The sequence below is a fragment of the Streptomyces sp. NBC_01428 genome (assembly GCF_036231965.1).
GTDB lineage: Bacteria > Actinomycetota > Actinomycetes > Streptomycetales > Streptomycetaceae > Streptomyces.
In genome coordinates this window covers 8,150,816-8,177,517 of sequence record NZ_CP109499.1, presented here as the reverse complement: position 1 = coordinate 8,177,517, position 26,702 = coordinate 8,150,816, and the positions used below count along the sequence as shown (strand labels likewise).

Here is a 26,702-nt window from a genome sequence, read left to right as displayed (position 1 = left end):
TCCCGGCTCCGGGTGCTACTGCTTGACCACCTCGTCGATCCGGGCCAGCTCGTCCTCGCCGAACTCCAGGTTGCCGATGGCCGCGACACTGTCCTCCAGCTGCCGCGGGCTGCTCGCGCCGATCAGGGCCGAGGTCACCCGGCCGCCGCGCAGCACCCAGGCGAGGGCCAGCTGGGCCAGCGACTGGCCGCGCGAGGCGGCGATCTCGTTCAGGGTGCGCAGCCGGCCCACGAGCTCCTCGGTGACCGTGTCCGCGCTCAGGAACGGGCTGTCGCTCGCGGCCCGCGAGTCCTCCGGGATGCCGTCCAGGTAGCGGCCGGTGAGCAGCCCCTGCTCCAGCGGCGAGTAGGCGATGGAACCCACCCGCAGCTCGTCGAGGGTGTCGAGCAGGCCCTCGTCCTCGGGACGCCGGTCGAGCATCGAGTAGCGCGGCTGGTGGATGAGCAGCGGGGTGCCCAGCTCGGCCAGGATGCGGGCGGCCTCCCGGGTCTGCTCGGCCGAGTAGTTGGAGACCCCGACGTACAGCGCCTTGCCCTGCTGGACCGCCGAGTGCAGCGCGCCCATCGTCTCCTCCAGGGGAGTCTCCGGGTCGGGGCGGTGCGAGTAGAAGATGTCGACGTAGTCCAGGCCGAGGCGGCCGAGGCTCTGGTCGAGGGACGACAGCAGGTACTTGCGGGAGCCCCATTCGCCGTACGGGCCCGGCCACATCAGGTAGCCGGCCTTCGTGGAGACGATCAGCTCGTCGCGGTGGTGCGTGAAGTCGGCCTTGAGGGCGTCACCGAGGGCGGACTCGGCGGCCCCGGGCGGCGGCCCGTAGTTGTTGGCCAGGTCGAAGTGGGTGACGCCCAGGTCGAAGGCCCGGCGCAGGATCGCGCGCTGGGTCTCCGCCGGCCGGTCCGGGCCGAAGTTGTGCCACAGGCCGAGCGACAGCGCGGGCAGCTTCAGACCACTGCGTCCGGTGCGCCGGTAGGGCATGTCCGCGTAGCGGTCGGGGTCGGGGGTGTACAACGCGCACTCCTGGGGGCCGGGGAAACAGGCCTCCACTCTCGCGCGCTCCCCGGGCATCGGTCCAACAGGAGGATCGGATGGGATTGACCGCTCCGGTCGCTCAATCGCGCCGGCCCGCGGCCCGGAGGGTCGGTCCGCAGCGGTCCGGGAGCGGTCCGGGAGCGACCCTCCGGGCCGTCTACCCTTGTGCCCCATGGAACTGCGTCACCTACAGCACTTCGTCGCCGTCGCCGAGGACCAGCACTTCACCCGGGCGGCCGAGCGGCTGATGGTGTCGCAGTCGGGTCTGTCGTCGTCGATCCGCGCGCTGGAGCGCGAGCTCCAGGCACCCCTCTTCGTCCGCACCACCCGCCGGGTCACCCTCACGGAGGCCGGGCGTGCGCTGCTCGTCGAGGCGGAGCGGATCCTCGCCCAGGTCCGCTCGGCGCACGACGCGGTGGCCGCCGTACAGGGTGTCCTGCGCGGCACGCTCTCGCTGGGTACCGAGCAGTGCATCGCGGGCGTGCACTGCGCCACCCTGCTCGCCGCCTTCCGGCGGCGGCACCCGGACGTCGAGATCCGGCTCCGTCAGGCGGGTTCCGAGGCGCTGGCCGAGGAGGTCGCGGCGGGCCGTCTCGACCTGGCGTTCGCGGTGCGGACCCGGGCCGACTCCGACCAGTTGCGGTCCGTGCCGCTGACGAGCGAGCCGATGACCGTGCTGTGCCACCCGGAGCACGGCCTCGCGACGGCCGCCGTGGTGACGCCCGAGGAACTGGGCGGGGAGGACTTCGTCGACTTCCATCCCGACTGGGGTCCGCGGCGCACCACGGACGCGGCGTTCGCGGCGGCCGGTGTGCAGCGGACGGTGGCCCTGGAGGTCAACGACGTGCACAGCCTCCTGGAGCTCGTCCACGAGGGCCTCGGCATCGCCGTCGTACCACGCCACTTCGGCCTCAAGCGCGAGGCCGAGGGCCTCACCGCCCTGCCGTTCAAGGGCACCTTGGAGACGTCGTACGAGACGGTCGCCATGCTGCCGCCGCCGGAGGCGACCAGCCCCGCCGCCCGCGCCCTCATGGCACTTCTCGACACCGCCGGGCAGGGGGCCTGACCCCACCCGGGTCCGGGCCCCGGCACTCCTGACCCGCCGCTGTCGCCGCAGCGGTCCCGTGGACGGCCGCCGCTGTCGCCGCAGCAGTCCCGTGGACGACCTCGACGAACTGCCTGACAGGAGTGCGGGTACGTCGGGAACGACCGGCACTCCTCCTCGCGGGCCGCGGCTCCGGCGGGCCCTACGACACGGGCACCACGTCGGCGAACGGAGGACGACCGACCCCGCCCACGACCGGGACCGCACCCGTGTCCTCGATGACCGGCCTCGGGAATTCCCCTGCCCGCACGCGGAATTGGCGTCCCGGCGGCACCGGTACGCCCGCACCGCGGCGACCGCCGGCATGACGCGCGGAGCCGTGTGCAGCCGGGCTTCCACGGGAGCCGTATCCCGGACGCGTGAACGGCGGGAGGGCCGGGCGCCCCACGGATCCACGGCTCCCGCTCTTCCGGGCGCAGAGGCGGGCCCGATGCGCGATGGTGGAGCCATGCATGCAAAGGACATCCTCATCGACGCGTTCGGCCGCATCCAGGAAGAAGTCCACGCCACCGTCGAGGGCCTCCAGCCGGAGGACCTCAACGCCCGTCCCGGCGAGACGGCCAACTCGATCTCCTGGCTGGTCTGGCATCTCACCCGCGTCCAGGACGACCATGTCGCCGACGCCGCCGGAACCGAGCAGGTCTGGCTGACCGGGGACTGGTCGAAGCGGTTCGGGCTCGACCTGCCCCGCGGGGACACCGGATACGGTCACACCGCCGCGAAGGTCGCCCGGGTCCGGGTGGAGTCGGGCGACCTGCTGACCGGCTACCACGACGCCGTCCACGAGCGGACCCTGGAGTTCATCGGCGGCCTGGCCGCCAAGGACCTGGAGCGCGTCGTGGACGAGCGCTGGGACCCGGCGGTCACCCTGGGCGTGCGCCTGGTCAGCGTCCTGTCCGACGATCTCCAGCACGTCGGACAGGCCGCCTACGTCCGCGGTCTGGTTCAGCGGGCGTAGCCCGGGAGCACGACGTCCTCGATGAGCGCCCTGCGCTCGTCGTACGGGATGAAGGCGCTCTTGACCGCGTTCACCGTGACCGTGCGCAGGTCGTCGATGCCCCAGCCCGCCTCCGCGACGAGCAGCGCCATCTCGCGCGTCATCGTCGTGCCCGACACCAGACGGTTGTCGGTGTTGAGGGTGACCCGGAAGCCCAGGTCGCGCAGCGCGGTGATGGGGTGCTCGGCGATGGAACGGGCCGCGCCCGTCTGGAGGTTGGAGGTGGGGCACATCTCCAGGGCGACACGGCGGTCGCGGACCCAGCCGGCGAGCCGGCCGAGCTTGCCGTCCACGATGTCCTCGGTGATGCGCACGCCGTGGCCGATGCGCTGGGCGCCGCACACCTGGAGCGCCTGATGGATGCTCGGCAGGCCGTGCGCCTCACCGGCGTGGATGGTGAACGGGACGCTCTCGCCCCGCAGGTGCTCGAACGCGGCGAGGTGGTCGGCCGGCGGGAAGCCGTCCTCGGCGCCCGCGATGTCGAAGCCGACGACCCCGGCGTCCCGGAACGCCACGGCGAGGTCGGCGATCTCCCGCGTGCGGTCGAACATCCGCATGCCGCACAGCAGCGTGCCGACCCGGACCGGGGTGCCGGCCGCCGCGGCCTTGGCCATACCGGCCGCGAGGCCCTCCTGCACGGTCTCGACGACCTCGGGCAGGGTCAGCCCGCCGTTCACCATCAGCTCGGGCGCGTAGCGCACCTCTCCGTAGACGACGCCGTCCTCGGCGAGGTCGAGGACGTACTCCTCGGCCGTGCGCAGCAGCCCCTCGCGGGACTGCATCACTGCGAGGGTGTGCTCGAAGGTGGCTATGTAGCGCACCAGGTCGCCGGAGTTGGCGGCCTCGTAGTACCAGTCGGCCAGTTCCTGCGGGTCCGTGGTCGGCAGGGTGTGCCCGACGGTCTCCGCGAGCTCGACCAGGGTGGCCGGGCGCAGACCGCCGTCGAGGTGGTCGTGCAGCACCGCCTTGGGCAGCCTGCGGATGGTGTCGATGTCGATGCGGGGCGCGGTCATGTGCGGTGTTCCTCGGAAGGTCGTTCGGAGCGGAAGGGTGCGAGAGGTACGGGAGGGCCGGGGACGCGCCGGAAGCGAGTCAGCCGGCGGGCTGGAGCAGGTCCCAGCGATTGCCGTACAGGTCCTGGAAGACGGCCACCGACCCGTACGGCTCGTGGCGGGGTTCCTCCAGGAAGGTCACCCCGGCGGCGAGCATCCGGGCGTGGTCCCGGGCGAAGTCGTCGGTGTGCAGGAAGAAGCCGACGCGGCCGCCCGTCTGGTCGCCAACCCGGCCGCGCTGCGCCTCGTTCTTGGCGCGGGCCAGCAGCAGCCCGGTGCCTCCGGCGTCGGTCCCGGGTTCGACGACGACCCAGCGGGATCCGTCCGGCCGCGGGCTGTCCTCGGCCAGGCGGAAACCGAGGGCTTCGGTGTAGTGGCGGATCGCCTCGTCGTAGTCGTCGACGACGAGGGTGACCAGGGCGATGCGTCGCATGGGACCTCTCCAGGGTTATACGTAACACGTAGCGTACGGCATCCCGTCAAGCACACCGGAGCCCGGTTGCTGCGGACCACCCTTCTCCGGGACGCGGCGCGCCGCCCCGCGCCGGCCCTCCCGTGCGGGGCGGGGGCGGGTGGCGTGGACGCGCATGGCAGGGTGGTGATCGACTCGGGGCCGGTCCGCCGTGCCCCGCCCGACGCCGTCCCCCCACGGGAGTTGAGTGACATGTCCGAGCTGCCGCAGCCGACCGGATCCCCGGCCCACCAGAACGTGACGTTCCCCAGCGCGGGAGGCACCGCGCACGGTTACCTGGCGCTGCCCCCGTCGGGGAGCGGCCCGGGCGTGATCGTGATCCAGGAGTGGTGGGGTCTGACCGACCACATCGCCGACGTGACCGACCGGCTGGCGGCCGAGGGCTTCGTGGCGCTCGCCCCGGACCTGTACGGCGGCAACGTCGCGCACGACAGCGAGGAGGCGTTCCGGATGATGCAGGAGCTGCCCGTCGCACGCGGTGTGGAGCTGCTCTCCGGGGCGGTCGACCATCTGCTGGGACTGCCCGAGGTCACCTCGGACACCGTGGCCTCGGTGGGCTTCTGCATGGGCGGCGGCTTCGTCCTGCAACAGGCGGCGGCGGACCCCCGGGTGAGCGCGGCCGTGCCGTTCTACGGCGTGATCCAGGGCGAGTTGCCCGACTTCTCAGGCCTCACGGCGCGGATCCTCGGCCACTACGGCGAAGAGGACAACTCCATCCCCCTGGAGAACCTGGACCGGCTCCGCGAGGCGATCGAGGCCCAGTCGGGCATCGTCCCCGACCTGCGCGTCTACCCGGCCGGGCACGCCTTCTTCAACGACCGCCGGCCGAGCCACGACGCGAAGTCGGCGGAGCAGGCGTGGACGAGCACGCTGGCCTTCCTGCACGAGCGGCTGGGCTAACAGCCGGGACGGCGCCCCGCACCCCGAGCCGGGCCCCGCGCGAAGGCCCCCGCGCGGGTGCGGGCTCCGGACGTACTTCTCGGCGACATCCTTTCCGTGCACGGGAGTTACCTGACAGTAATCGCCGATGATTTGATGTGCGGCGCCACTCAAGCCCCCCTCACCCTCAGGGAGACCCAGTGCCGCACTTCTCACTGCGCCGTGCGCAGTGCGCAGCCACCCTCGTTCTGTCGCTGACCGCCGCGGGCCTCGCCGGGGCCTCGCCCGCGTCGGCGGCCGGGGCCCCGACGCCCTCGATGAAGGTGCTCACGTACAACGTCTTCCTCATGAGCAAGAACCTCTACCCCAACTGGGGCCAGGACCACCGGGCCGCCGAGATCCCGAAGACCTCGTTCTTCCGCGGGAACGACGTCGTGGTGCTGGAGGAGGCCTTCGACAACTCGGCGTCGGACGCGCTGAAGAGCGCGGCGGCTGCCGAGTACCCGTACCAGACCCCCGTGGTGGGCCGGAGCAGGAGCGGCTGGGACGCGACCGGCGGGGCGTACTCCGCCACGACGCCCGAGGACGGCGGGGTCACCGTGCTGAGCAAGTGGCCGGTGCTGCGCAAGGAGCAGTACGTCTACAAGGACGCGTGCGGCTCCGACTGGTGGTCCAACAAGGGCTTCGCCTATGTGGTGTTGAACGTGAACGGGACCAAGGTGCACGTGATCGGCACGCACGCGCAGTCGACGGACTCCGGATGCGCCGCGGGGGAGGCGGCGTCGATGCGCAGCCGCCAGTTCAAGGCGATCGACGCCTTCCTGGACGCCAAGAACATTCCGGCGGACGAACAGGTGCTGGTGGCGGGCGACATGAACGTCGACTCACGGAGTCCCGAGTACGCCTCGATGCTCGCGGACGCGGACCTGGTGGGCGCGGACGCGCGGACCGGCCACCCGTACTCCTTCGACACCCTGCAGAACTCGATCGCCCTCGACCGGTACCCGGACGACCCCCGCGAGGACCTGGACTACGTCCTCCACCGCACGGGGCACGCACGCCCCGCCGGATGGGCGAACGAGGTCGTCAAGGAGCAGTGCGCGCCCTGGACGGTGTCCAGTTGGGGCACCGACTCCACGTACACGAACCTCTCGGACCACAATCCCCTGAGGGCCTCCGCCGGCTGAGTCGACCGACTCCGCGAGCCTTCGGGCGCCGCCCCAGCGTCCTCGTCCCCGCGTCCGTGTGCGGGGGCGGGGACAGGAGCCCGGCCTCAGGCCTCGGCCTGCGACGCGTCGAGACGGGCGAGTTCCGCGTCCGTCAGGCGCAGCGCGCCCGCCGCGATGTTCTCGGCCAGGTGGTCCGGATTGCCCGTGCCGGGGATGGCGAGCACGTTCGGTCCCTGCCGGAGGGTCCAGGCGATGCGGATCTGTGCGGGGGTTGCGTCGTGCGCCGCGGCGACGGCGCGCACCTCGGCGTCCGTCGCGTCGGCCTTCCGGCCCAGCTCGCCGCCCTTGCCCGCGATGGCGTAGAACGGGACGAAGGCGATGCCGAGTTCGCCGCAGGCCCGCAGGAGGGCGTCGTTCTCCGGCGAGGTGCCGCCGAGTCCGTACCGGTTCTGCACGGACACCACGGGGGCGATGGCGCGGGCCTCGTCGAGGTGGGCGACGCCGACGTCGGAGATGCCGAGGTGTCGGATCATCCCGGCGTCGCGCAGTTCGGCGAGCGCCCCGAAGTGCTCGGCGATGGAGTCCTGTCGCATGCGGCGGAGGTACACCAGGTCCAGGTGGTCGCGGCCGAGCTGCCGCAGGTTCTCCTCGACGTGGGCGCGGAGTTGGTCGGGGCGGGCCGAGGTGCCCCACTCCCCCGCGTAGTCCCGGAAGGGCCCGACCTTGGTGGCGACGACCAGGTCGTCGGCGTACGGCGACAGCGCGCTGTTGATCAGCTCGTTCGCGGAGCGCAGCGAGGAGAAGTAGAAGGCGGCGGTGTCGATGTGGTTCACGCCCATGTCGACCGCCTGCCGCAGCACGGCGATCGAGCGGTCGCGGTCGCTCGGCGTCCCGTGGTGGAAGGCCGCGCTGCCCGTCAGTCGCATCGCGCCGAAGCCGATGCGGTGGACGGTGAGGTCGCCCAGTGTCCAGGTGCCCGCGGCGGACGCGGTGATCGTTTCTGCGGTCATCGCGGCAGTCTCGCACACGCCCTGGAGGGGCCCGTTCGGGAAGGGTTCACTGCTCAGGGCACACACGGCGGGGGCGGGCCGGTGCGGCTCCGGCCGACTCGGGCGGTGCCCGCCGGCGCCCGTACCCGCACGCACGCCCGGGACAGCGACGCCCCCGAAGTGGCCTCCGGTGGGCGCGAGTTCGGGTGACCCGGGTGACCCGGGTTCAGATGGTACCGGGCCTCAGGTGGTACCGGGGCGGGTGATTCGTGCGGCGAAGCCCGCGATGTCGGCGACCACGCGTTCCGGCTGTTCCCAGTGGACGGCGTGGCCCGTGTTCTCGTACGGGAGGAACTCGGCTCCGTGGACGGCGTCCAGGATGATCCGCTGGTCGTCGCGGGTCAGGAAGCGGTCCTGTTCGCCCCAGATGACGAGGGTGGGCACCAGGATGCCCGCGAGGGTCGCGCCGAGATCGGCGTCGAGGAGACCGCGCCCGGTCTCCTGCCAGACGTGGGCCGGGAGCTTGAGGCCCTCCTCGATCATCGTCTCGACGAATCCGCGGGCGAGCGGTGCCGCGGTCGCGCCGGTGACGAACTCCTCGACGAACGCGCGGGGCACGGGGTCCGCGAGCCCGTCCAGACTCTTGCGCCACGCGTCGGCCGCGGGGTGGTCCGCGAGGGTCCCGGGGACACCGAGCAGGACGAGTCCGGCGATACGGTCGGGATGGCTGCCGGCGACGATCCGCGCGGGTATGCCGCCGGTGGACGCCGCCACGAGTACGGCGCGCGGGATGTCGGCGGCGTCGAGGAAGGCCACCAGGTCGGCCGCGAAGTCGTCGGGAGTGTAGCCGTCGGCCGGGCGGCCGGCGTCGCCGTGGCCCCGCTGCGTGGGCGCGTACCCGTGCAAGGACGGCGGCAGCCGCCGCAGGAGGGGCTCGAAGGACCACCAGGAGTCGCCGAGACCGTGCACGAAGACGACGGGCGTACCGCTGGGGTACCCGGCTTCGGCGTACGGAAGGGTCAGTCCCTCGTTCACCTGCGCGGACTTCAGGGAGATCACGGTCACGGCGCGCTGCCTCCTTCCGCCCGGCCACCCGGGTCCGGGAACCCGGGAACGGAGAGCGGGCGGCGATCACCTCCGACAGTACCGACGGGAGGCGCCCGGCGCGCTGCGGGTGGCCCGACCGGGGGCCGGAGGAGCGGCGGGCGCGGGCACGGGCGGTTCCCGCGCCGCCCGGCCGTCGCGCGCGAGCGGGGCATCCGTCGGCCGGTCGCCCGGTGCTGTCCGCGCTGTCCGGGCTGTCGGGGTTGTCGGAGCTGTCGGGAACGGCGCCGGGGGAAGGAGCGCAGGTCCGCCATACACAGGAGCGCGGGGATGGGGTTAGTGTGTCCGTCGTACCGGACACGGGGTGCCCCGTCCGAGGGCTGAGATCACACCCGTCGAACCTGAACCAGTTCGTACTGGCGGAGGGATGTCTTTCATGCCATTGGCGCATGTTTCCGGCGGGCTGCCCGCCGACAGCCGGCCGGCCGTCTTCGACGGGTCGATGCCCGCGGCCCCCGGCGACCTGCGGGTGGAGGGACACGGCATCGAGCCGGTCCCCGAGAGCAACCGGTACGGCGGGCCCTGGCGCCTGTTCACCGTGTGGTTCGCCCCCAACCTGACGATGACGGGCGTGTTCACCGGCACCATCGGCATCGCGCTCGGTCTGGACTTCCGCACCGCCCTCGCGGCCGTCGTCCTCGGGACCGTGGTCGGGGCGCTGCCCACCGCCTACCTGAGCACCTGGGGCGGTCTCACCGGAACCGGTCAACTCCCGCTCGCACGGCTCGCGTTCGGCCGGGCGGTGGTGCTCCCCGGGCTGCTCCAGTGGCTGTCCTCGGTGGCCTGGGACGCGCTGATCGGGCTGTTCGGCGGGGACGCGCTGGCACGGTTGTGCGGCTGGCCGTTCTGGGTCGGCGTGCTCGTGATGATGGCGGCGCAGGGGGCTCTCGGTGTCCTCGGCTACGAGGCCATCCACCGCCTGCAGATCGTCATGACGTTCGTCCTCGCGGTCGCGTTCGCCGTGATCGCGTGGCGGATGCTGGACGGGGTCCATCCCGCCGCGACCGGCTCCGCGACCGGCGCGGACCACATGGGGGCGTTCGTGCTCACCAGCACCATCGCGCTCAGCCTGTCGCTGTCCTGGGCCCCGTACGCCAGTGACTTCAGCCGTTATCTGCCGCGCACCACCTCCCGGCCGCGGATGTTCTGGTGCACTCTGCTCGGACTCGTCGTGTCCTTCGTCGCCGTGCAGGCCCTCGGTCTGTGGGGCGCGTCCGTGCTGACCGACCAGACGGCCGCGGGTGTCGAGGAGTTGCTGGGCGGCGGGGTGGCGGGCGCGTTCGGGCTGCTCGCCGTCGCGCTGGCGGCGGTGTGCAGCAACGCGATGAACGACTACAGCGGTTCACTCGCCCTGCAGACCCTGGGGGTACGGATCCCGCGGCCGGTGGCGGCCGCGCTGGCAGCGGCGCTCGGGTTCCCGCTCGTGCTGTGGATGCACGCGGCGGACACCACCGCCCGCTTCCAGAACGTCCTGCTGTTCGTGGGCTACTGGATCCCCGGGTTCGTCGCGATCGTCGTCGTCGACTGGATCGCCCGGGCACGCGAGCGTGCCGGTGCCCCCGTCGACCTCGCCGTCGAGACCGCCCGCCGGTTCCCCGCGTGGCCGTCCCTGCTGGCCTTCGTCGCCGCGTTCGGCGCGGCCGTTCCGTTCATGGACACCGGCCTGTACGTGGGTCCGGTGGCCGACGCGCTGCACGGCGCCGACCTCTCCTACTACGTGGCCTTCCTCGTCGCCCTCGCCCTCTACACACCCCTGCGACTGCGCCGCCGCGCCTAGGGCGTGTCCAGAGGACCTCGGGCCGTCGAACCGGGTGTCCCGCAGGTCGTAGCGCTCCTTGCCGTACCCCGAGAGGAACCTCGTATGACCACGCCGCCCCGCGTTCTGACGATCGCCGGATCCGACTCCGGTGGAGGCGCCGGAATCCAGGCCGACCTGAAGACGATGCTGGCGCTCGGCGCCCACGGGATGAGTGTGCTCACGGCGGTGACCGCGCAGAACTCCGTCGGTGTGCAGGGGGCTTGGGAGTTGTCCGAGGACGCGGTGCGCGCCCAGTACCGCAGCGTCGTCGACGACATCGGCGTGCAGGCCGTCAAGACGGGCATGCTGTCGTCGCCCGGCCTCGTCACGACGGTGGCCGAACTCCTGGCGGACGTGGGAGTGCCGGTCGTCGTCGACCCGGTGAGTGTCTCCAAGCACGGGCACCGGCTGCTGGCCGACGACGCGCTCGACGCCGTACGGAACCGGCTGTTGCCGCGCGCGACGGTGGCCACCCCGAACCTCGACGAGGTGGCCCAGCTCACCGGTCTGAAGGTGACGGACGAGGAGGGTATGCGGCGGGCCGCCGACCGCCTCCTCGCGTACGGCCCGCGCTGGGTGCTGGTGAAGGGCGGTCATCTGCCGGGGGAGGCCGTCGACCTGCTCACCGACGGGACGGCGGAGCACTGGCTGCACGCGCCCCGCCACGACAACCGGCATACGCACGGCACCGGTTGCACCCTCGCGTCGGCCGTCGCGGTCGGCCTGGCCGAGGGTCTGGCGGTTCCGGACGCCGTGCGGCGGGCCAAGGACTACGTGACCGCGGCGATCGAGGCGGGATTCCCGCTCGGGTCGGGCATCGGACCGGTGGACCACGGATGGGCGCTGCGCGGGGACGCGTGACGGGCGTCCTCCGCGCGTGAGGCTCGCCGACCGGCCGCCGGTACCGGTCCTGACCCGGCCGGACGGCAGCGGCTCCGACGTGACGTGCGCCCCGGGCCGACGGTGAACACCCGCGTGCCTGGCGCGTGTTGGGCGCCCGTCGGGGGCGCTCGAACCCGGTCTCTTCCCCGCGCAGGGAGTGAGCCGGGCTCCCCCGCGCGCGACGGGTCGTCGGGCCGCACCCCCGTACCGGACTCTCGGCGTCCTGTACCGGCCGGGCCCCGCGGTGAACATCACGGCCCCCGCCGTGCGTACTGATCGGCACAGCGACAGTCGTCTGCTCGCCCGTCAGGTACGCGGGGACGCAGATCCGGATCCAAGGAGCACACCATGAAGGCGACCGCGCAGATCGGCGTCACAGGGCTCGCCGTGATGGGCCGCAACCTGGCCCGCAACTTCGCCCGGAACGGCTACACCGTCGCCGTCCACAACCGCACGCCCGCCCGGACCAAGGCGTTGATCGAGGAGTTCGGGCACGAGGGGGCCTTCGTGCCCGCCGAGTCGGCCGAGGAGTTCGTCGCGGCGCTGGAACGCCCCCGCCGCCTGATGATCATGGTGCAGGCGGGTGCGGCCACCGACGCCGTCATCGACGAGTTCGCGCCGCTCCTCGAGGACGGCGACATGATCATCGACGGCGGCAACGCGCACTTCACCGACACCCGTCGCCGTGAGCAGTCGCTGCGCGAGCGCGGCATCCACTTCGTCGGCGCCGGGGTGTCCGGCGGCGAGGAGGGTGCCCTGCACGGGCCGAGCATCATGCCCGGCGGTTCACCGGAGTCGTACGCCTCGCTCGGCCCGATGTTCGAGACGATCAGCGCCAAGGTGGACGGTGAACCCTGTGCCACCCACATCGGCACGGACGGTGCCGGCCACTTCGTGAAGATGGTCCACAACGGTATCGAGTACGCCGACATGCAGCTGATCGGCGAGGCCTACGACCTGCTCCGCCGGGTGGGCGGTTACACGCCGGCGCAGATCGCGGAGATCTTCCGGCGCTGGAACAGGGGCCGCCTCGACTCGTACCTGATCGAGATCACCGCCGAGGTCCTCGCGCACAAGGACGCCGCCACCGGGGAGCCGTTCGTGGACGTCGTGGTCGACGCCGCGGGGCAGAAGGGCACCGGCCGCTGGACGGTGCAGACCGCCCTGGACCTCGGCTCGCCGGTCACCGCCATCGCCCAGGCGACCTTCGCGCGGGCCGCCTCCAGCCAGGCCGGGCTGCGCGCCGCCTACCGCGACCTGCCCGGCGGCACCCACTGGGACCTGTCGGCGACGGAGGCGGAGCGGTTCACCAGCCAGGTCGAACACGCCCTGTACGCCTCGAAGTTGATCGCCTACGACCAGGGCTGGAAGATGATCCTGGACGCCGCCGCGGAGTACGGCTGGGACATCGACCTCGGTGAGGTGGCGAAGATCTGGCGCGGCGGATGCATCGTCCGGGCCGCGTTCCTCGACCGGATCCGGGCCGCCTACGCCGTCGATCCGGGCCTGGTCAGCCTGCTCTCGGACGCGGGTTTCGCCACCGAGATCAAGGACGCGCAGGTGCCGTGGCGCGAGGTCGTCGCCACGGCCACCCGCAGGGGCGTCCCGGTGCCCGCCTTCTCCGCCGCCCTGTCGTACTACGACACCCTGCGCGCCGACCGGCTGCCCGCCGCGCTCACCCAGGGCCAGCGCGACTTCTTCGGCGCCCACACCTACCGGCGCACCGACCGCGAGGGCAGCTTCCACACACTGTGGGGGGAGAGCTCGCGGGGAGAGACCGAGGTGCTCTGAACCCGGCCGCCGACGTGCCGGTACGCAGTCGGCCGGACCCCTTCACCGGGGCGTCCGGCCGGCTGCGCCGTGCGCGTCCCGGCGCCAGTTCGCGCGCCGCCCCTCCCGCGACCACGGGCTCGGGCGGCGGACTCGGACTCGGGCGGCGAGGCACTCGTACGGTGCCCCGGGCCCTCGGCCGCGGGCGGTCCGCGAGGACGGAGCGGCGGCCCCGTGAGAACGTGACCGGTGAAGACGGCGACCCCGCACCGTGTCCGGCGGGACGAGGATCACCGTCTCCGGGCGAGAGGGCGACATCGTGAGCGACAAGGTCGAGACGACACCGCGGGACCACCCCGGCCGGGATCTGTCCTGGCCGTGGTTCCTGGTCGTGGTGATCGTCTACGCGGGCGTCATCCAAGGCCTGGGGCAGCTCGTCGGCGTGGACACCAGCGGCTCCGACAGCCAGTTCCCCACCGCCGAGTCCATCGTCCGCAACGCGCTGATCCCCATCGGGGCGTCGATCGTCTTCGCCGCCGGCGTCGTCACCTGGCTGGGCTGGTGGCGCGAGGTCCTCCACTACCGTGTGCCGGTGCGGCGCTGGGTGCGCTGGGTGCCGATCTCCATGATCGCCGTCGCGCTGATCGGTGTGAACTACGCGCACCTCGCCGACCAGAGCGCCTCCCTCGTGGTCTGCCTGCTGGTGCTCGGCGTGTTCGTCGGCGTCGGCGAGGAGCTCATGTTCCGTGGCATCGGCGTCCACGTCTTCAGCCGCGCCGGATTCTCCGAGGGCAAGATCGCCCTCTACTCGTCGGTCGTCTTCGGCCTGGTGCACATCAGCAACGCCTTCGGCGAAGGAGCACAGGCCCTCGTGCAGGCTCTCGTCGTCTCCACGTCGGGCTACTTCTTCTACCTGTGCCTGCGCGTCCGCGGCACCCTGCTGCTGCCCATGCTCGTGCACGGCCTGTGGGACACCAGCCTGATCTCGAACCTGGTGGGCGACAGCCCTCAGGCGTCCCTGGGCATGGTCCTCGTCATCGTCCTCCAGGTCGTCCTGATCGTCGTCCTGGCCGTCAGGCGCCGGAGCGTCGAGCCCGCGTCCGGGAACCCCGTGCCGCCCGCCGAGACGCCCGCAACCGGGGCCTGACCGGGCCCGATGCCGCCGCGCCCGGCCGCCCGGTCCGCCTTCGCGGGCCGGGCGTCCCCCGTCCCCGCTCGCGCCCGCACCGATCCGCTTGCACTGTTGGGGGTGTAGCTAGGAGGTGCGGTGCCATGCGCGGAGCACAGGGAGCACAGGGTGCAAGGCAGTGGTGCTGGCGCTGGCGGAGGAATCCGTTGCGGCGCCGGGACGACCTCGTCGAGGCGTGGATCGTGCTGATCGTCTGGACGGTGATCGTGCTGGGTGGCGCGCTGGCCGGCCTGATGACGGCCCGCGCCGCCGGCGAGTCCTTCGACCGCCTGCGCAACGACCGGCATCCCGTCCCGGCCGTGCTGGTGGACAGCACCGGCTCGAACGTGGCGTCCGGTGAGGGCTCGGGCTACGAACAGGTCCGGGCCGGGGTCCGGTGGACCGCTCCCGACGGCACGCCCCGGACCGGCCGTGCCCTGGTGGACGCCGGGCACAAAGCCGGCTCGAACGTCGTGATCTGGATGAACGGCAAGGGACAGCTCACCGGTGCCCCGCCCACCACCAGCGCCGCGGCCACCGAGGCGGGCCTGCTGGGCGCGGGCGCGGCGGTGGCGCTCGGCGGCGTGGCGCTCGCCGCCGGCGGATTCGCCCGCTGGCGGCTCGACCAGCGGCGCTACGACCGGTGGGCACGCGAGTGGGAGCGGCTCGGGCCGCAGTGGGGACACAAGACACCGTGACGGATGTCCGGCCGCACCCCACCGCCGACCCTCTCCCCTCCCCCACCTCCTGCATCTCCTGAGCTGCGCGCGCCTGCCGCCTCTCCGCTCCGGCCGGCCCCCTGGCCGCGTTCCGAGGTTCCGCTCGTTCCGCTGCTTCCGCTCAGCCGCTCCAGGTCCAGTCCGCGACCTCGGGCAGGTCGGTGCCGTGCTCACGGATCCAGACGTGGTGGCGGGAGCGGGCGTCCTCCATCCGCTGGCGCACGGTGGCGGCGCGGACCCCGAGACCGGGCACACGGTCGATGACGTCCATGACGAGCCGGTAGCGGTCCAGGTCGTTGCGCACGACCATGTCGAACGGCGTCGTCGTGGTGCCCATCTCCTTGTAGCCGCGCACATGAAGGTTCGCGTGGCCGCTGCGCCGGTAGGCGAGACGGTGGATGAGCCAGGGATAGCCGTGGTACGCGAAGATCACCGGCTTGTCCGCGGTGAACAGCCCGTCGTACTCGAAGTCGCTCATGCCGTGCGGGTGTTCCTCACGCGGCAGCAACCGGGTCATGTCCACGACGTTGACGACCCGGAAGGAGACCTCGGGCAGATGGCGCCGGAGCAGGTCGGCGGCTGCCAGGACCTCCTGGGTGGGGACGTCTCCCGCGCAGGCGAGGACGACCTCCGGTTCGCGCTCGACACCGGGTGAGCCCGCCCACTCCCAGATACCGGCGCCCCGCGCGCAGTGGTCGCGGGCCTGGTCCATGGACAGCCAGTCGAAGCAGGGCTGCTTCCCCGCGACGACGACGTTCACGTAGTCGCGGCTGCGCAGCACATGGTCCGCCACGGACAGCAGGGTGTTGGCGTCCGGCGGCAGGTAGACGCGCACGACCTCCGGGCTCTTGTTCAGGACGTGGTCGACGAACCCGGGGTCCTGGTGCGAGAAGCCGTTGTGGTCCTGGCGCCAGACGTGCGACGTCAGCAGGTAGTTGAGGGAGGCGATGGGACGGCGCCAGGCCAACTCACGCGATGTCTTCAGCCACTTGATGTGCTGGTTGACCATCGAGTCGACGATGTGCACGAACGCCTCGTAGCAGGAGAACAGCCCGTGCCGGCCCGTGAGGAGGTAACCCTCCAGCCAGCCCTGGCAGGTGTGCTCCGAGAGGATCTCCATGACCCGGCCGTGGCGGTCGAGGTGCTCGTCCACCGGGAGGGTCTCGGCCTGCCAGGCCTTGCCGCTGGCCGCGTAGACGGCGTCCAGGCGGTTGGAGGCGGTCTCGTCGGGACCCACCAGGCGGAAGTCGCGGCGGTCCGTGGTCTCCCGCATGACGTGTTCGAGGAGGTCGCCGAGCACCCGGGTCGGCTCGTGCAGCGTGACACCCGGCTTGTCGACGGGAACGGCGAAGCGCTCCAGGGGCGGCAGCGGCAGATCGCGGACGAGGAGGCCGCCGTTGGCGTGCGGGGTGGCGCCGAGCCGCCGGTCGCCCTCGGGCACGCAGGCCAGCACGTCGGCGACCGGACGCCCCTCGTCATCGAACAGTTCCTCGGGCCGGTAGGAACGCAGCCACTCCTCCAACTGCCGCAGATGTTCCGGGTTCTCACGCACCGCGGAGAGGGGGACCTGGTGGGCGCGCCAGGTGCCCTCGACGGGTTCGCCGTCGACCACGGCGGGGCCGGTCCAGCCCTTCGGGGTGCGGAGCACGATCATGGGCCAGCGGGCCCGCTCGGTCACGCCCTCCTCGCGGGCCGTGCGCTGGAGGACGGCGATCCGGTCGAGGGCCCGGTCGAACGCCCCGGCCATGGCGCGGTGCACCTCGGCGGGGTCGTCGCCCGTGACGTGGATCGGGTCGTGGCCGTATCCGCGCAGCAGCTCGTCGAGCTCCTCCTCGGGGAGCCGGGCGAGCACGGTCGGGTTGGCGATCTTGTAGCCGTTGAGGTGCAGGACCGGCAGGACCGCGCCGTCGTTGACCGGGTCGAGGAACTTGTTGGAGTGCCAGGCCGCCGCCAAGGGCCCGGTCTCCGCCTCACCGTCACCGATGACACAGGTGACCAGCAGATCCGGGTTGTCGAAGGCGGCACCGTAGGCGTGGGCCAAGGAGTAGCCCAGCTCGCCGCCCTCGTGGATCGAACCCGGTGTCTCCGGCGCGACATGGCTCGGCACGCCGCCGGGGAACGAGAACTGCCGGAAGAGCTTCCCCATGCCCTCGGCGTCGCGGGACACGGAGGGGTACGTCTGGCTGTAGGTGCCTTCCAGCCAGGAGTTCGCCAGCACGGCCGGCCCCCCGTGACCCGGCCCCCACACGCACAGCGCGTCGATCCCCCGTGCCTTGATCACCCGGTTGAGGTGGGTGTGGACCAGGTTCAGGCCGGGGGACGTACCCCAGTGGCCGAGGAGGCGGGGCTTGATGTGGTCGGGGGTGAGGGGCTCGGTGAGGAGCGGGTTCGCGAGCAGGTAGATCTGGCCCACGGCAAGGTAGTTGGCGGCCCGCCAGTGGGCGTCGAGGATGCGGAGTTCGTCGTCGGTCGGTGCGGTGCTGTCCTGGTGTTCGGCCTCGGGCATCGTGACTCCGTACGTCATCGGGCTGGGGCGGCGAGCAGGTCATCGGGGGTGCACGTCGGCGGGCGGGGCGGCACGGGCGTACGCGGGCGGGTGGAGCGGGCGGTGCCGGCACCGGTCGGTTCGGGTGAGCGGAAGCCGTCGGTCGACTCGCCGACCCGGTCGGGGCACGGGACGTGGGGAACCCCGGGGTGCGGCCCGTCGGCGGTGCGCACGGTGACCACCTCGGCCAGGTCCTGCCGGGTTCCCACGGAGGAACCGGTCACACGGGTGCGGTTCGGGACGGCGTCGACGATCGGGGCCGGGATCGTGCCGTGCGCCGCCACGGCGACGAACTCGACCCTACCGCCCTGCCGCGACCCGGGGCAGACCGCCGAAGGGGCCGCCCCGTTCACCGTGAGCGACGGCCCGGCGAGTGCCGCGCCATCGCGTCGGAGCGCCCGGCCGGGGACACGGTCCTCGTGCGGCACGAACGCCGGACTCGGCCCGACCGGCCGGTCGCGGCGCGTGGCGGGCAGGTCGGTGGGGCACGGTTGGAAGGCGTCCACCCGGACGCGGACCTGACGCGGACCCGGCTCGGCGAAGGCGACGGCGCCGATATCGGGGTCAGGGTGGGAGTCGGGGTCGATGGTGAGGCGGTCCACGATGACCGGCGGTTCACCGGACGCCCGGACGACTGCTGCCTTCATCGAAGCCTCTCCTCGCGCGCGCCGGTCCCCTCAACACGGTGCCCGCAACGGCGGCGATCCGCAGCGCGATACCGCCGAACAGGGCCCGCCCGATCCCGGGCGGGCCCTGCGGTGGAGGGAGCGGTGGCCGCTCAGACCAGCGGCTTCTCCAGTACGGCCTTGCGGTGGCTGAACGTGTCGATCGAGTACCGGCCGTGGTAGCTGCCCATGCCGCTCTCGCCGACGCCCCCGAACGGGAGGTCGGAGACGGTCAGGTGGGCGAGCGGCAGTCCGAAGCCGAGGCCGCCGGAGGAGGTCTCGGCGGCGATCCGCTCCCGTGTGGTGTCCGACTCGGTGAACACGTACAGGGCGAGCGGCTTGTCGCGGTCGTTGATGAAGCCGATGGCCTCGTCGAGGTCCGCCACGGTCACGACGGGCAGGATGGGGCCGAAGATCTCCTCCCCCATGACGGGGGACTTCGGGTCGACGTCGGCGAGGACGGTCGGCGCGATGTACTTCGCGGCGCGGTCGCTGGCGCCGCCGGTGACGGTGCGGCCGGAGCCGAGCAGTCCGGTGAGCCGGTCGAAGTGCCGCTCGTTGACGATCCGCCCGAACGCGGCGGACTCCTTCGGCTCCGGGCCGAAGAGCGTCGTCACGGCCTCGGCGAGCCTCGGCTCCAGCGCGCGGGCGGTCTCCGGGTCGGTGAGGACGTAGTCGGGCGCCACGCAGGTCTGCCCGGCGTTGAGGAACTTGCCGCGCACGAGCCGGTCGGCGACGACGGCCAGGTCGGTGTCGCGGTCGACGAACGCCGGTGACTTGCCGCCGAGTTCGAGGGCGACCGGGGTGAGGTGCTCGGCGGCGGCACGCATGACGATGCGTCCGACCGTGCCGTTGCCGGTGTAGAAGATCTGGTCGAAACGCTCGGCCAGCAGGGCCGTCGTCTCGGGGACGCCGCCCTCGACGACGGCCACCGCGTCGGTGTCGAGGTACTGCGGGAGGAGCCGGGCGAGGGCCGTGGAGGTGGCCGGCGCGAGTTCGCTGGGCTTGGCGACCACCGCGTTGCCCGCGGCCAGCGCTCCGAGCACCGGGGTGAGCAGGAGCTGGACCGGATAGTTCCAGGGGGCGATCACGAGGACGACTCCCAGCGGGTCGTACCGCGTCCAGGCCGTGGCGTCCGCGCCGAGGTGCGCGGGGACGGGCGCCGGTTCGGGCAGCAGCCAGCCGTCGAGGTGCTCCAGGGTGTGGTCGATCTCGCGGACGGTGAAGTCGATCTCGGTACGGAAGGCCTCCGCGGAGCTCTTGCCGAGGTCCTCGTGGAGCGCGGCGGCCAGCTCCTCGCCGTGCGCGGTGAGCAGCTCGCGCAGCCGGCCCAGCTGCTCCGTGCGCCAGGCGATCGGCTGGGTGCGGCCGGAGCGGAAGGTGGCGCGCAGCCGGGCGACGGTGGCGGCGGGCTCTTCGGTGGTCGAGTGGTTCACGGTGCCTCGCTGGTCGGGGCGCGGCCCGGGGGCCGGACGCGCCGGTGCTCCGCAGCCGGCGGGGAACACCGACCACAGCTGGATGTATATGCCAACCTTTCACGGAGCGTGCGCATTCCGGGCTCCCACCACTACTTTCCGCGACGATCCGCTTCAGAGCGTGCTGCGGGCGCCCGTCGCGTCGAGCGTCCGCGCCAGCCGCTCCAGCAGGGAGCGCAGCAGCGCGTCGTCCCCGTCGTCCAGCACCGGCCATCGCGCCCGGACCTCGCGGTCGACGCGCCGCCAGTACGTCACGCCTCGCGGGGTGAGGTGGGCGAGCACGCGGCGGCGGTCGTGCGGATCGATCCGCCGGTAGACGAGGTTCTGGTCGACGAGATGGTCGATCAGCTTGGTGAGGGTGGCCGGGGGCAGGAAGACGGCCTCGGCGACGGCGGTCATGGGGTGGCCCGCGCCGTCGGAGAGCAGGACGAGCACCCGCCAGGCGTCGAGGGAGCAGCCGTCCTCGTCCAGGACGGACCGCAGGCGCCGCGCGGCGAGGCGCTCGGCGCGCGTCAGCAGGTGCATCAGGTCCTGGGGCTGACGCGGCGATGGGGTCGGCATCCTGCTCCTCGCTCCCGTGGGGTGTACATGCTACGAGACGGATTGGAGTTCACCGCGAGGAGCCGGAATCATGACGCCATGTTCCGGCCCACCTCACCCGTGCCCGAGTGGTTCACGGCAGACGACTCCGTGTTCGGGGTGGCACTCGTCCTCCCGTTGCATGGACCCGCGGGCATGTTCGGGCCCACCTGCGAGTCGTGCGCGCAACTGGCGGCGGAGGAGGTCAACAGGGCGGGCGGGGTGCTCGGCAGGGAGCTGCGCCTGCTGCCGGTGGACGGCGGCGGCCCCCCGCGTGAAGTCGCCGACCACGTCGAGGCGTTGGTGGACGTGGGAGCGGTCCAGGGCGTGACCGGCTGGCACATCTCGTCGGTGCGCCAGGCGCTCGCGCCCAGGATCGCGCACCGCGTCCCCTACGTGTACACCGCGCTGTACGAGGGCGGCGAGCGGACGGCCGGCGTCTTCCTCACCAGTGAGACACCGCGCGACCAACTCCGCCCGGCCATGCGCCTGCTGGCACGCGAACGGGGACTGCGCCGCTGGTTCGTGGTGGGCAACGACTATGTGTGGCCGCGCCGTACGGCCCGGGCCGCCCACGGGTACGCCCGCGAGTCCGGGGGCAGCGTGCGAGGCGAGGTGTATCTGCCGCTGGGCACGCACGACTTCGGGGCGGTCCTGCGCCGCATCGAGCACACGGAGGCGGACGGTGTCGTCGTGCTGCTGGTCGGGAGTGACGCGGTGCGCTTCAACCGGGCGTTCGCCGCCGCGGGACTCGACGCGCGCTGCGTCAGGCTGAGCACACTGATGGACGAGAACATGCTGATGGCCAGCGGACCTTCGGCGACCTCCGACCTCTACAGCACGGCCGGGTTCTTCGCCTCGCTGGCCAACCGGGACACCCTCGACTTCCACGGGCAGTACGCCGACCGGTTCGGGAGCGAGGCGCCGGCCCTCGGCAGTCTCGGCGAATCCTGTTACGAGGGCGTGCTGTTGCTGGCCGCGCTGATCGGCCGGGCGCGCTCCCTCGACGTGTCCGCGATCGGCGCCGCGGCCGAGAACGTGTCGTACGAGGGACCGCGCGGACTGCTGCATCTGAGGGACGGTCACGTACGCCAACGGATCTATCTGGCGCGGGCGGAGGGGCTGGACTTCGACGTGGTCGCCGAGCTCGACGTCCACGGGCCCCGCTCTTGACAGCCCGTCACCTCCGCCAAGATACTTCCCGCAGGAACTAATCAGAATGCCTTGGGCACATCATGAATTCGGCTGCCGAATTCCGCCCGGGGCATTTTCTGTTGTCCCGGGCGTTCCTCGCCGAACCCTGTCTGAGAGCGGGAAGATACGGCCGGGAAAGTACGGTGAAACACCTTGGAAACAGGGTGACTTGAGGCTGTGGACCGCACTTCAGGAGGTTGTCTCCTCCACAGCCCGAGGGGGTTCTATTGTCCAGCGGTACCCGTATTCTGCGACGTCGGATGGCAGCCGGCGCCGCCGCACTCGCGGCCGTCGTCGCGCTCTCCGCCTGCGGCGCCAAGACCGACGCGGGCGGCACGTCCGACAAGGCCGCGCAGGCGGACGTCGGGGGCGACACCGTCAAGGTGGGCCTGCTCAACTCGCTGTCGGGCACGATGGCGATCAGTGAGGTGACCGTCCGCGACTCGCTGAAGCTGGCCATCGACGAGATCAACGCCTCGGGCGGGGTGCTCGGCAAGAAGATCAGGCCGATCAGCGAGGACGGCGCCTCGGACTGGCCGACCTTCGCCGAGAAGGCCAGCAAGCTGATCAGGGAGGACCGGGTCGCGGCCACCTTCGGCTGCTGGACCTCCGCGAGCCGCAAGGCGGTCAAGCCGGTCTTCGAGAAGAACAAGTCGCTGCTCTTCTACCCCGTGCAGTACGAGGGGCTCGAACAGTCGCCGTACATCTTCTACACGGGCGCGACCACCAACCAGCAGATCGTGCCGGCCCTCGACTACCTCAAGTCCCAGGGCAAGAAGCGGATCTACCTGGTGGGCAGCGACTACGTCTTCCCGCGTACCGCCAACAAGGAGATCAAGGCGTACGCGAAGGCCAACGGCATGACGGTGCTCGGTGAGGACTACGCGCCGCTCGGCTCCACCGAGTTCAGCACGATCGCCAACAAGGTGAAGGCGTCGAAGGCGGACGCGGTCTTCAACACCCTGAACGGCGACTCGAACGTGGCCTTCTTCAAGGAGTACAAGTCCGCCGGTCTGACGGCCAAGGGCATGCCGGTCGTCTCGGTGTCGATCGCCGAGGAGGAGGTCAAGTCGATCGGCGCGCAGTATCTGGCGGGCCAGCTGACGGCCTGGAACTACTACCAGACGACCGCGGGGGCGGCGAACACCAAGTTCGTCAAGGCGTACAAGGCCAGGTACGGCAAGGACAAGCCGACCAGCGACCCGATGGAGGCCGCCTACACCTCGGTCTACCTGTGGAAGGCGATGGTCGAGAAGGCGCAGTCCTTCGACCCCGAGAAGGTGAAGGCCGCCTCCGACGGCATCACCTTCGACGCGCCCGAGGGCAAGGTCACCGTCGACGGCGCCACCCAGCACATCTACAAGACGGCCCGCATCGGCAGGATCGGCTCCGACGGGCTGATCGAGCAGGTCTGGGACTCCGGCAAGCCGATCAAGCCGGACCCCTACCTGAAGGGGTACGACTGGGCCTCCGGCCTCTCCTGACCACCCGTCGCGCGGGGGCCTCGGCGCCGAGGCCCCCGCGTCCCGACTCCCCGGAGCCGCCGTATGACCGTGATCCTCGGGCAGTTGTTCACCGGCGTCAGCATCGGTGCCGTCCTGCTCCTCATCGCGCTCGGCCTCTCACTCACCTTCGGCCAGATGAATGTCATCAACATGGCCCACGGCGAGTTCATCATGGCCGGCGCCTACACCACGTATGTCCTGCAGAAGTCCATTTCGAGCGCGGGAATGTCGCTCCTCGTCGCGCTGCCCGTCGCCTTTGTCGTGTCGGGCGCACTCGGGGCGCTGCTGGAATGGCTACTGATCCGCCGCCTCTATCTGCGCCCCCTCGACACGCTTCTCGTCACCTGGGGTGTCTCCCTGATGCTCCAGCAACTCGCCCGTGACATTTTCGGGGCGCCCAATGTGCAGACCCGGGCGCCCGACGTGCTCACCGGGAACATCACGGTCGTCGGCGGCGACGACCCGCTCACCTTCGCCAACAGCCGGCTGTTCATCCTCGCGCTGGCGGTGGCGGCCGTCGTGGCGCTGTCCCTGACCCTGCGGCTGACCCCGCTCGGGCGGCGGATCCGCGCGGTGGTGCAGAACCGGGACCTGGCGGAGGTGTCCGGCATCTCCACGGCGCGGGTGGACCGCACCGCCTTCTTCATCGGCTCGGGCCTCGCGGGGGTCGCCGGGGTCGCGCTGACCCTGGTCGGTCCGATTGGGCCGACGATGGGCACCAACGTCATCATCGACGCCTTCCTGGTGATCGTGGTCGGCGGCATCGGGCAGCTGCGGGGCAGCGTGATCGTCGCCTTCGTACTGGGCGCGCTGCAGTCGGTCCTGGAGTACTCGACGACCGTGAGCGTCGCGAAGGTGCTGGTCCTCGTGGCCATCGTCGCGTTCCTCCAGTGGCGGCCGCAGGGCCTGTACACGCTGCGCACGAGGAGTCTCGTATGACCACCACCACTCCCCTCCCCCCGAAGACGGAACGACCGCCGGCCGTCCGGCGCCGTTTCGCCGCCGCCCGTCCGGCGGCGGGGTTCGCCGTGGCGGCCCTGGTGCTCTTCGCCGGCGCCCCGCTCGCGCTGTCCGACTTCCGGCTCGGGCTGCTCGCCAAGTACCTGTGCACCGCGATGGTCGCGGTCGGCATCTGTCTGGCCTGGGGGCGCGGCGGTCTGCTGACGCTCGGCCAGGGGGTCTTCTTCGGGCTGGGCGGCTACGCCATGGCCATGCACCTGAAGATCGCGGACGCCGGCCCCGGCAACCTCCCCGACTTCATGCAGCTGTACGGCAGCGCCACCGAACTCCCCTGGTGGTGGCGGCCGTTCGCGAACCCGGTGTTCGCCGTCGCGGCGACGGTGCTGCTGCCCATGGCGGTCGCGGCGATCCTCGGCTCGTTCATCTTCCGGCGCCGCGTCAAGGGGGCCTACTTCGCGATCCTCAGCCAGGCGCTCGCCGCGGCGTTCGCGATCTGGCTGGTCGGCCAGCAGGCCACGACCGGAGGCACCAACGGACTGACCGACATCCAGGGCTTCTTCGGCTACGACCTCGACGACCCGGTCAACCAGCGGATGGTGTACTTCGTCATCGCCGCCGTGCTGCTCCTGCTGATCGCCCTGGCCCGCCAGCTGTTGCACAGCCGCTACGGCGAACTCCTGGTCGCCGTACGGGACTCGGAGGAGCGGGTGCGCTTCCTCGGCTACGACCCGGCCAACGTCAAACTCGTGGCGTACGTCGTCGCCGCGGGCATGGCCGGTCTCGCGGGCGCGCTGTTCGTACCCGCCGTCGGCATCATCTCCCCCGCCCTCGTCGGCATCGTGCCGTCCATCGAGCTGGTCATCGGCGCGGCGGTCGGCGGGCGGGCCAGCCTCACGGGCGCGGTCCTCGGCGCGATCGGTGTCGCCTGGGCGAAGACGGCCCTGTCGGAGGAGTTCCCCGCGGGCTGGACCTACTTCCAGGGACTGCTGTTCATCGTCGCCCTGGCGTTCCTGCCGGGCGGCCTCGCCTCGCTGGCCGCGGTCGTCAAGCGGGGCCGCGCGGGCCGACGACTCGCTGGAGACACGGCATGACCGACATCAGGGGCAACGAGCCGGCGGGGCTGGAGATCCGGCAACTGCGCGTGAGCTTCGACGGGTTCACCGCCGTCGACGGAGTGGATCTGGACGTCCGGCCCGGCGATCTGCGCTTCCTGATCGGGCCGAACGGCGCCGGCAAGACGACTCTGGTCGACGCGGTCACGGGACTGGTGCGCGCCTCGGGCTCGGTGCGCTTCGGGGGCACCGACATCCTCGGGCGCAGCGTGCACCGGATCGCCCGCTCGGGCATCGGCCGCACTTTCCAGACGGCCACCGTGTTCGAGGAACTGACCGTGCTGCAGAACCTGGACATCGCGGCGGGCGCGGGCCGGGGCGCCCTGACCATGCTGCGTCGCCGCAGGGGGGTGCCGGAGCCGGTGGCCCGCGCGCTGGAGACGGTGGGCCTGAGCGGTCTCGCCGACAGTACGGCGGGGACGCTCGCGCACGGTCAGAAGCAGTGGCTGGAGATCGGCATGCTGCTGGTGCAGGACGTCCGGCTGTTGCTGCTGGACGAACCCGTCGCGGGCATGAGCCACGACGAACGGCAGGCCACCGGCGAGCTGTTGCGGCGCATCAGCGAGGAACGCACCGTCGTCGTCATCGAGCACGACATGGACTTCATGCGCTCCTTCGCGCGCAGCGTCAGCGTGCTGCACGCGGGCCGGGTGCTGAGCGAGGGAACCGTGGCCCAGGTCCAGGCGGACCCGAGGGTGCAGGAGGTCTACCTCGGACACCCGGCCGCCGGACCCGCCCCGGCGGCGGAGGCTCCCGCCGCGACCGTGTCCGCACCGAGTGCCGTACAGGAGGCGTGATGCTGGAGATCGACACCGTCCACGTCGGATACCACCGCAGTCTCGTGCTGCACGGCGTCTCCGTCGAGGTGCCGCGCAACGGGGTGGCCGCCGTGCTCGGCCACAACGGGGCCGGCAAGAGCACGCTGCTGCGGGCCGCCGTCGGACTGCTGGGCCCGCAGAGCGGCACGGTCCGCCTCGACGGCGAGGACATCACCCGCCGTACGCCGCACGAGCGGGTGGCGCGCGGGATGGCGTACGTCCCCCAGGGCCAGCAGGTCTTCCCGCACCTCACCACCGCGGAGAACCTCCAGCTCGTCGCGGACGGACGGCGGCGCGGCAGGGAGGCCGTCGCCGAGGCCCTGGACCTGTTCCCCGCGCTGCGCACGCTCTCGGGCCGCCGCGCGGGGCTGCTGTCCGGCGGCCAGCGACAGCAACTGGCCATCGCCCGTGCCCTGGTGACGGAGCCTCGGGTCCTGCTCCTCGACGAGCCGACCGAGGGCATCCAGCCCTCGGTGGTCACCGAGATCGAGCAGACGATCCTCTCCTTGGCGGCCCGGGGCGGTCTGTCGGTGCTGCTGGTCGAGCAGCACGTGGGTTTCGCGATGCGGGCCGCGCAGCGCTACTACGTCCTGGAGGCGGGCCGGGTGACCTCGTCCGGAGAAGGCGGCCGGGACGCGGAGCGGTCGGTGCGGGAGGCGCTCAGCGTGTGAGCGTCGGGGCCGCCCGTGCGAGAGGCGCCCGCTGCGGCGCCGCCG

General features: G+C 71.9%; 24 protein-coding genes and 1 riboswitch. Of the genes, 15 read left to right on the top strand and 9 right to left on the bottom strand.

All coding sequences use genetic code 11. The features are described from left to right. Positions 1-15: 15 nt before the first annotated feature. On the bottom strand, positions 16-1,008 hold the full coding sequence (gene mgrA / locus OG406_RS35645) for an L-glyceraldehyde 3-phosphate reductase (RefSeq protein ID WP_323179436.1): 993 nt from the start codon (positions 1,006-1,008) through the stop codon (positions 16-18). Positions 1,009-1,201: 193 nt separating this feature from the next. Here mgrA and OG406_RS35640 point away from each other — a divergent pair, with 193 nt between their 5' ends. Both OG406_RS35640 and OG406_RS35635 read left to right on the top strand, forming a co-directional pair. Beyond that, entirely contained in the window at positions 1,202-2,095 is an 894-nt protein-coding gene (locus OG406_RS35640; protein WP_329189814.1) for a LysR family transcriptional regulator, read from the top strand. Positions 2,096-2,582: 487 nt separating this feature from the next. After that, positions 2,583-3,092: a mycothiol transferase gene (locus OG406_RS35635; protein WP_164373711.1), complete on the top strand. Its 510-nt coding sequence runs from the start codon at positions 2,583-2,585 to the stop codon at positions 3,090-3,092. On the opposite strand, the gene OG406_RS35630 is transcribed toward OG406_RS35635, so the two are convergent. Both OG406_RS35630 and OG406_RS35625 read right to left on the bottom strand, forming a co-directional pair. Beyond that, on the bottom strand, positions 3,080-4,144 hold the full coding sequence (locus OG406_RS35630; protein WP_164373710.1) for an adenosine deaminase: 1,065 nt from the start codon (positions 4,142-4,144) through the stop codon (positions 3,080-3,082). The genes OG406_RS35635 and OG406_RS35630 overlap by 13 nt on opposite strands. A gap of 79 nt (positions 4,145-4,223) precedes the next feature. Then, positions 4,224-4,616, bottom strand: coding sequence for a VOC family protein (locus OG406_RS35625; RefSeq protein ID WP_326843902.1), 393 nt, complete (start codon positions 4,614-4,616; stop codon positions 4,224-4,226). Between the two features lie 231 nt (positions 4,617-4,847). Between OG406_RS35625 and OG406_RS35620 the strand changes: the two genes are divergently transcribed. Both OG406_RS35620 and sph read left to right on the top strand, forming a co-directional pair. Beyond that, on the top strand, positions 4,848-5,555 hold the full coding sequence (locus tag OG406_RS35620) for a dienelactone hydrolase family protein (RefSeq protein ID WP_329189810.1): 708 nt from the start codon (positions 4,848-4,850) through the stop codon (positions 5,553-5,555). 179 nt (positions 5,556-5,734) lie between these two features. After that, positions 5,735-6,721, top strand: coding sequence for a sphingomyelin phosphodiesterase (sph, locus tag OG406_RS35615; RefSeq protein ID WP_329189807.1), 987 nt, complete (start codon positions 5,735-5,737; stop codon positions 6,719-6,721). A gap of 86 nt (positions 6,722-6,807) precedes the next feature. Here sph and OG406_RS35610 read toward each other — a convergent pair whose 3' ends face one another. Beyond that, positions 6,808-7,713, bottom strand: a complete 906-nt coding sequence (locus OG406_RS35610) for an aldo/keto reductase (RefSeq protein ID WP_327410551.1) — start codon at positions 7,711-7,713, stop codon at positions 6,808-6,810. A 222-nt stretch (positions 7,714-7,935) separates the two neighbouring features. After that, positions 7,936-8,757: an alpha/beta fold hydrolase gene (locus OG406_RS35605; protein ID WP_266853326.1), complete on the bottom strand. Its 822-nt coding sequence runs from the start codon at positions 8,755-8,757 to the stop codon at positions 7,936-7,938. A 329-nt stretch (positions 8,758-9,086) separates the two neighbouring features. Then, a riboswitch (TPP riboswitch) is annotated at positions 9,087-9,181 on the top strand. Between OG406_RS35605 and OG406_RS35600 the strand changes: the two genes are divergently transcribed. From OG406_RS35600 to OG406_RS35580, 5 genes are all read left to right on the top strand, one after another. Then, positions 9,173-10,573 carry a purine-cytosine permease family protein gene (locus tag OG406_RS35600; RefSeq protein ID WP_164373656.1) on the top strand — a complete coding sequence of 467 codons (1,401 nt, stop codon included), beginning with the start codon at positions 9,173-9,175 and terminating at the stop codon, positions 10,571-10,573. Its footprint overlaps the riboswitch before it by 9 nt. Positions 10,574-10,657: 84 nt before the next feature. Beyond that, positions 10,658-11,455, top strand: a complete 798-nt coding sequence (gene thiD / locus OG406_RS35595) for a bifunctional hydroxymethylpyrimidine kinase/phosphomethylpyrimidine kinase (RefSeq protein ID WP_329189805.1) — start codon at positions 10,658-10,660, stop codon at positions 11,453-11,455. Between the two features lie 369 nt (positions 11,456-11,824). Further along, positions 11,825-13,267: an NADP-dependent phosphogluconate dehydrogenase gene (gndA, locus tag OG406_RS35590; protein WP_266610732.1), complete on the top strand. Its 1,443-nt coding sequence runs from the start codon at positions 11,825-11,827 to the stop codon at positions 13,265-13,267. Positions 13,268-13,565: 298 nt separating this feature from the next. Then, positions 13,566-14,393, top strand: a complete 828-nt coding sequence (locus OG406_RS35585) for a CPBP family intramembrane glutamic endopeptidase (RefSeq protein ID WP_329189802.1) — start codon at positions 13,566-13,568, stop codon at positions 14,391-14,393. Between the two features lie 125 nt (positions 14,394-14,518). After that, entirely contained in the window at positions 14,519-15,112 is a 594-nt protein-coding gene (locus tag OG406_RS35580) for an Rv1733c family protein (RefSeq protein WP_081222750.1), read from the top strand. A 142-nt stretch (positions 15,113-15,254) separates the two neighbouring features. Here OG406_RS35580 and OG406_RS35575 read toward each other — a convergent pair whose 3' ends face one another. From OG406_RS35575 to OG406_RS35560, 4 genes are all read right to left on the bottom strand, one after another. After that, positions 15,255-17,639 (bottom strand): phosphoketolase family protein, encoded by a 2,385-nt coding sequence (locus tag OG406_RS35575; RefSeq protein ID WP_329189799.1) that lies wholly within the window; start codon positions 17,637-17,639, stop codon positions 15,255-15,257. Between the two features lie 14 nt (positions 17,640-17,653). Then, positions 17,654-18,325 (bottom strand): hypothetical protein, encoded by a 672-nt coding sequence (locus OG406_RS35570; RefSeq protein WP_267052500.1) that lies wholly within the window; start codon positions 18,323-18,325, stop codon positions 17,654-17,656. Positions 18,326-18,456: 131 nt separating this feature from the next. Then, positions 18,457-19,779 carry an aldehyde dehydrogenase family protein gene (locus OG406_RS35565; RefSeq protein WP_267052499.1) on the bottom strand — a complete coding sequence of 441 codons (1,323 nt, stop codon included), beginning with the start codon at positions 19,777-19,779 and terminating at the stop codon, positions 18,457-18,459. 153 nt (positions 19,780-19,932) lie between these two features. After that, positions 19,933-20,379: a MarR family winged helix-turn-helix transcriptional regulator gene (locus OG406_RS35560; RefSeq protein WP_267052498.1), complete on the bottom strand. Its 447-nt coding sequence runs from the start codon at positions 20,377-20,379 to the stop codon at positions 19,933-19,935. A gap of 78 nt (positions 20,380-20,457) precedes the next feature. On the opposite strand from OG406_RS35560, the gene OG406_RS35555 reads away from it, so the two are divergent. From OG406_RS35555 to urtE, 6 genes are all read left to right on the top strand, one after another. After that, the gene (locus tag OG406_RS35555) at positions 20,458-21,570 is read left to right on the top strand and encodes a substrate-binding domain-containing protein (protein WP_329189798.1); all 1,113 of its coding nucleotides are present in this window, start codon (positions 20,458-20,460) and stop codon (positions 21,568-21,570) included. Positions 21,571-21,851: 281 nt separating this feature from the next. After that, positions 21,852-23,075: an urea ABC transporter substrate-binding protein gene (gene urtA / locus OG406_RS35550; protein ID WP_267052496.1), complete on the top strand. Its 1,224-nt coding sequence runs from the start codon at positions 21,852-21,854 to the stop codon at positions 23,073-23,075. A gap of 63 nt (positions 23,076-23,138) precedes the next feature. Then, positions 23,139-24,035 carry an urea ABC transporter permease subunit UrtB gene (gene urtB, locus OG406_RS35545; protein WP_081222756.1) on the top strand — a complete coding sequence of 299 codons (897 nt, stop codon included), beginning with the start codon at positions 23,139-23,141 and terminating at the stop codon, positions 24,033-24,035. After that, positions 24,032-25,147, top strand: a complete 1,116-nt coding sequence (gene urtC / locus OG406_RS35540) for an urea ABC transporter permease subunit UrtC (protein ID WP_267052495.1) — start codon at positions 24,032-24,034, stop codon at positions 25,145-25,147. Before urtB ends, urtC begins: the two co-directional genes overlap by 4 nt. Beyond that, positions 25,144-25,965, top strand: a complete 822-nt coding sequence (gene urtD, locus OG406_RS35535) for an urea ABC transporter ATP-binding protein UrtD (protein WP_266853346.1) — start codon at positions 25,144-25,146, stop codon at positions 25,963-25,965. Before urtC ends, urtD begins: the two co-directional genes overlap by 4 nt. After that, positions 25,965-26,657 carry an urea ABC transporter ATP-binding subunit UrtE gene (urtE, locus tag OG406_RS35530; protein ID WP_081222759.1) on the top strand — a complete coding sequence of 231 codons (693 nt, stop codon included), beginning with the start codon at positions 25,965-25,967 and terminating at the stop codon, positions 26,655-26,657. The genes urtD and urtE overlap by 1 nt, the downstream gene beginning before the upstream one ends. Positions 26,658-26,702: the final 45 nt, after the last annotated feature.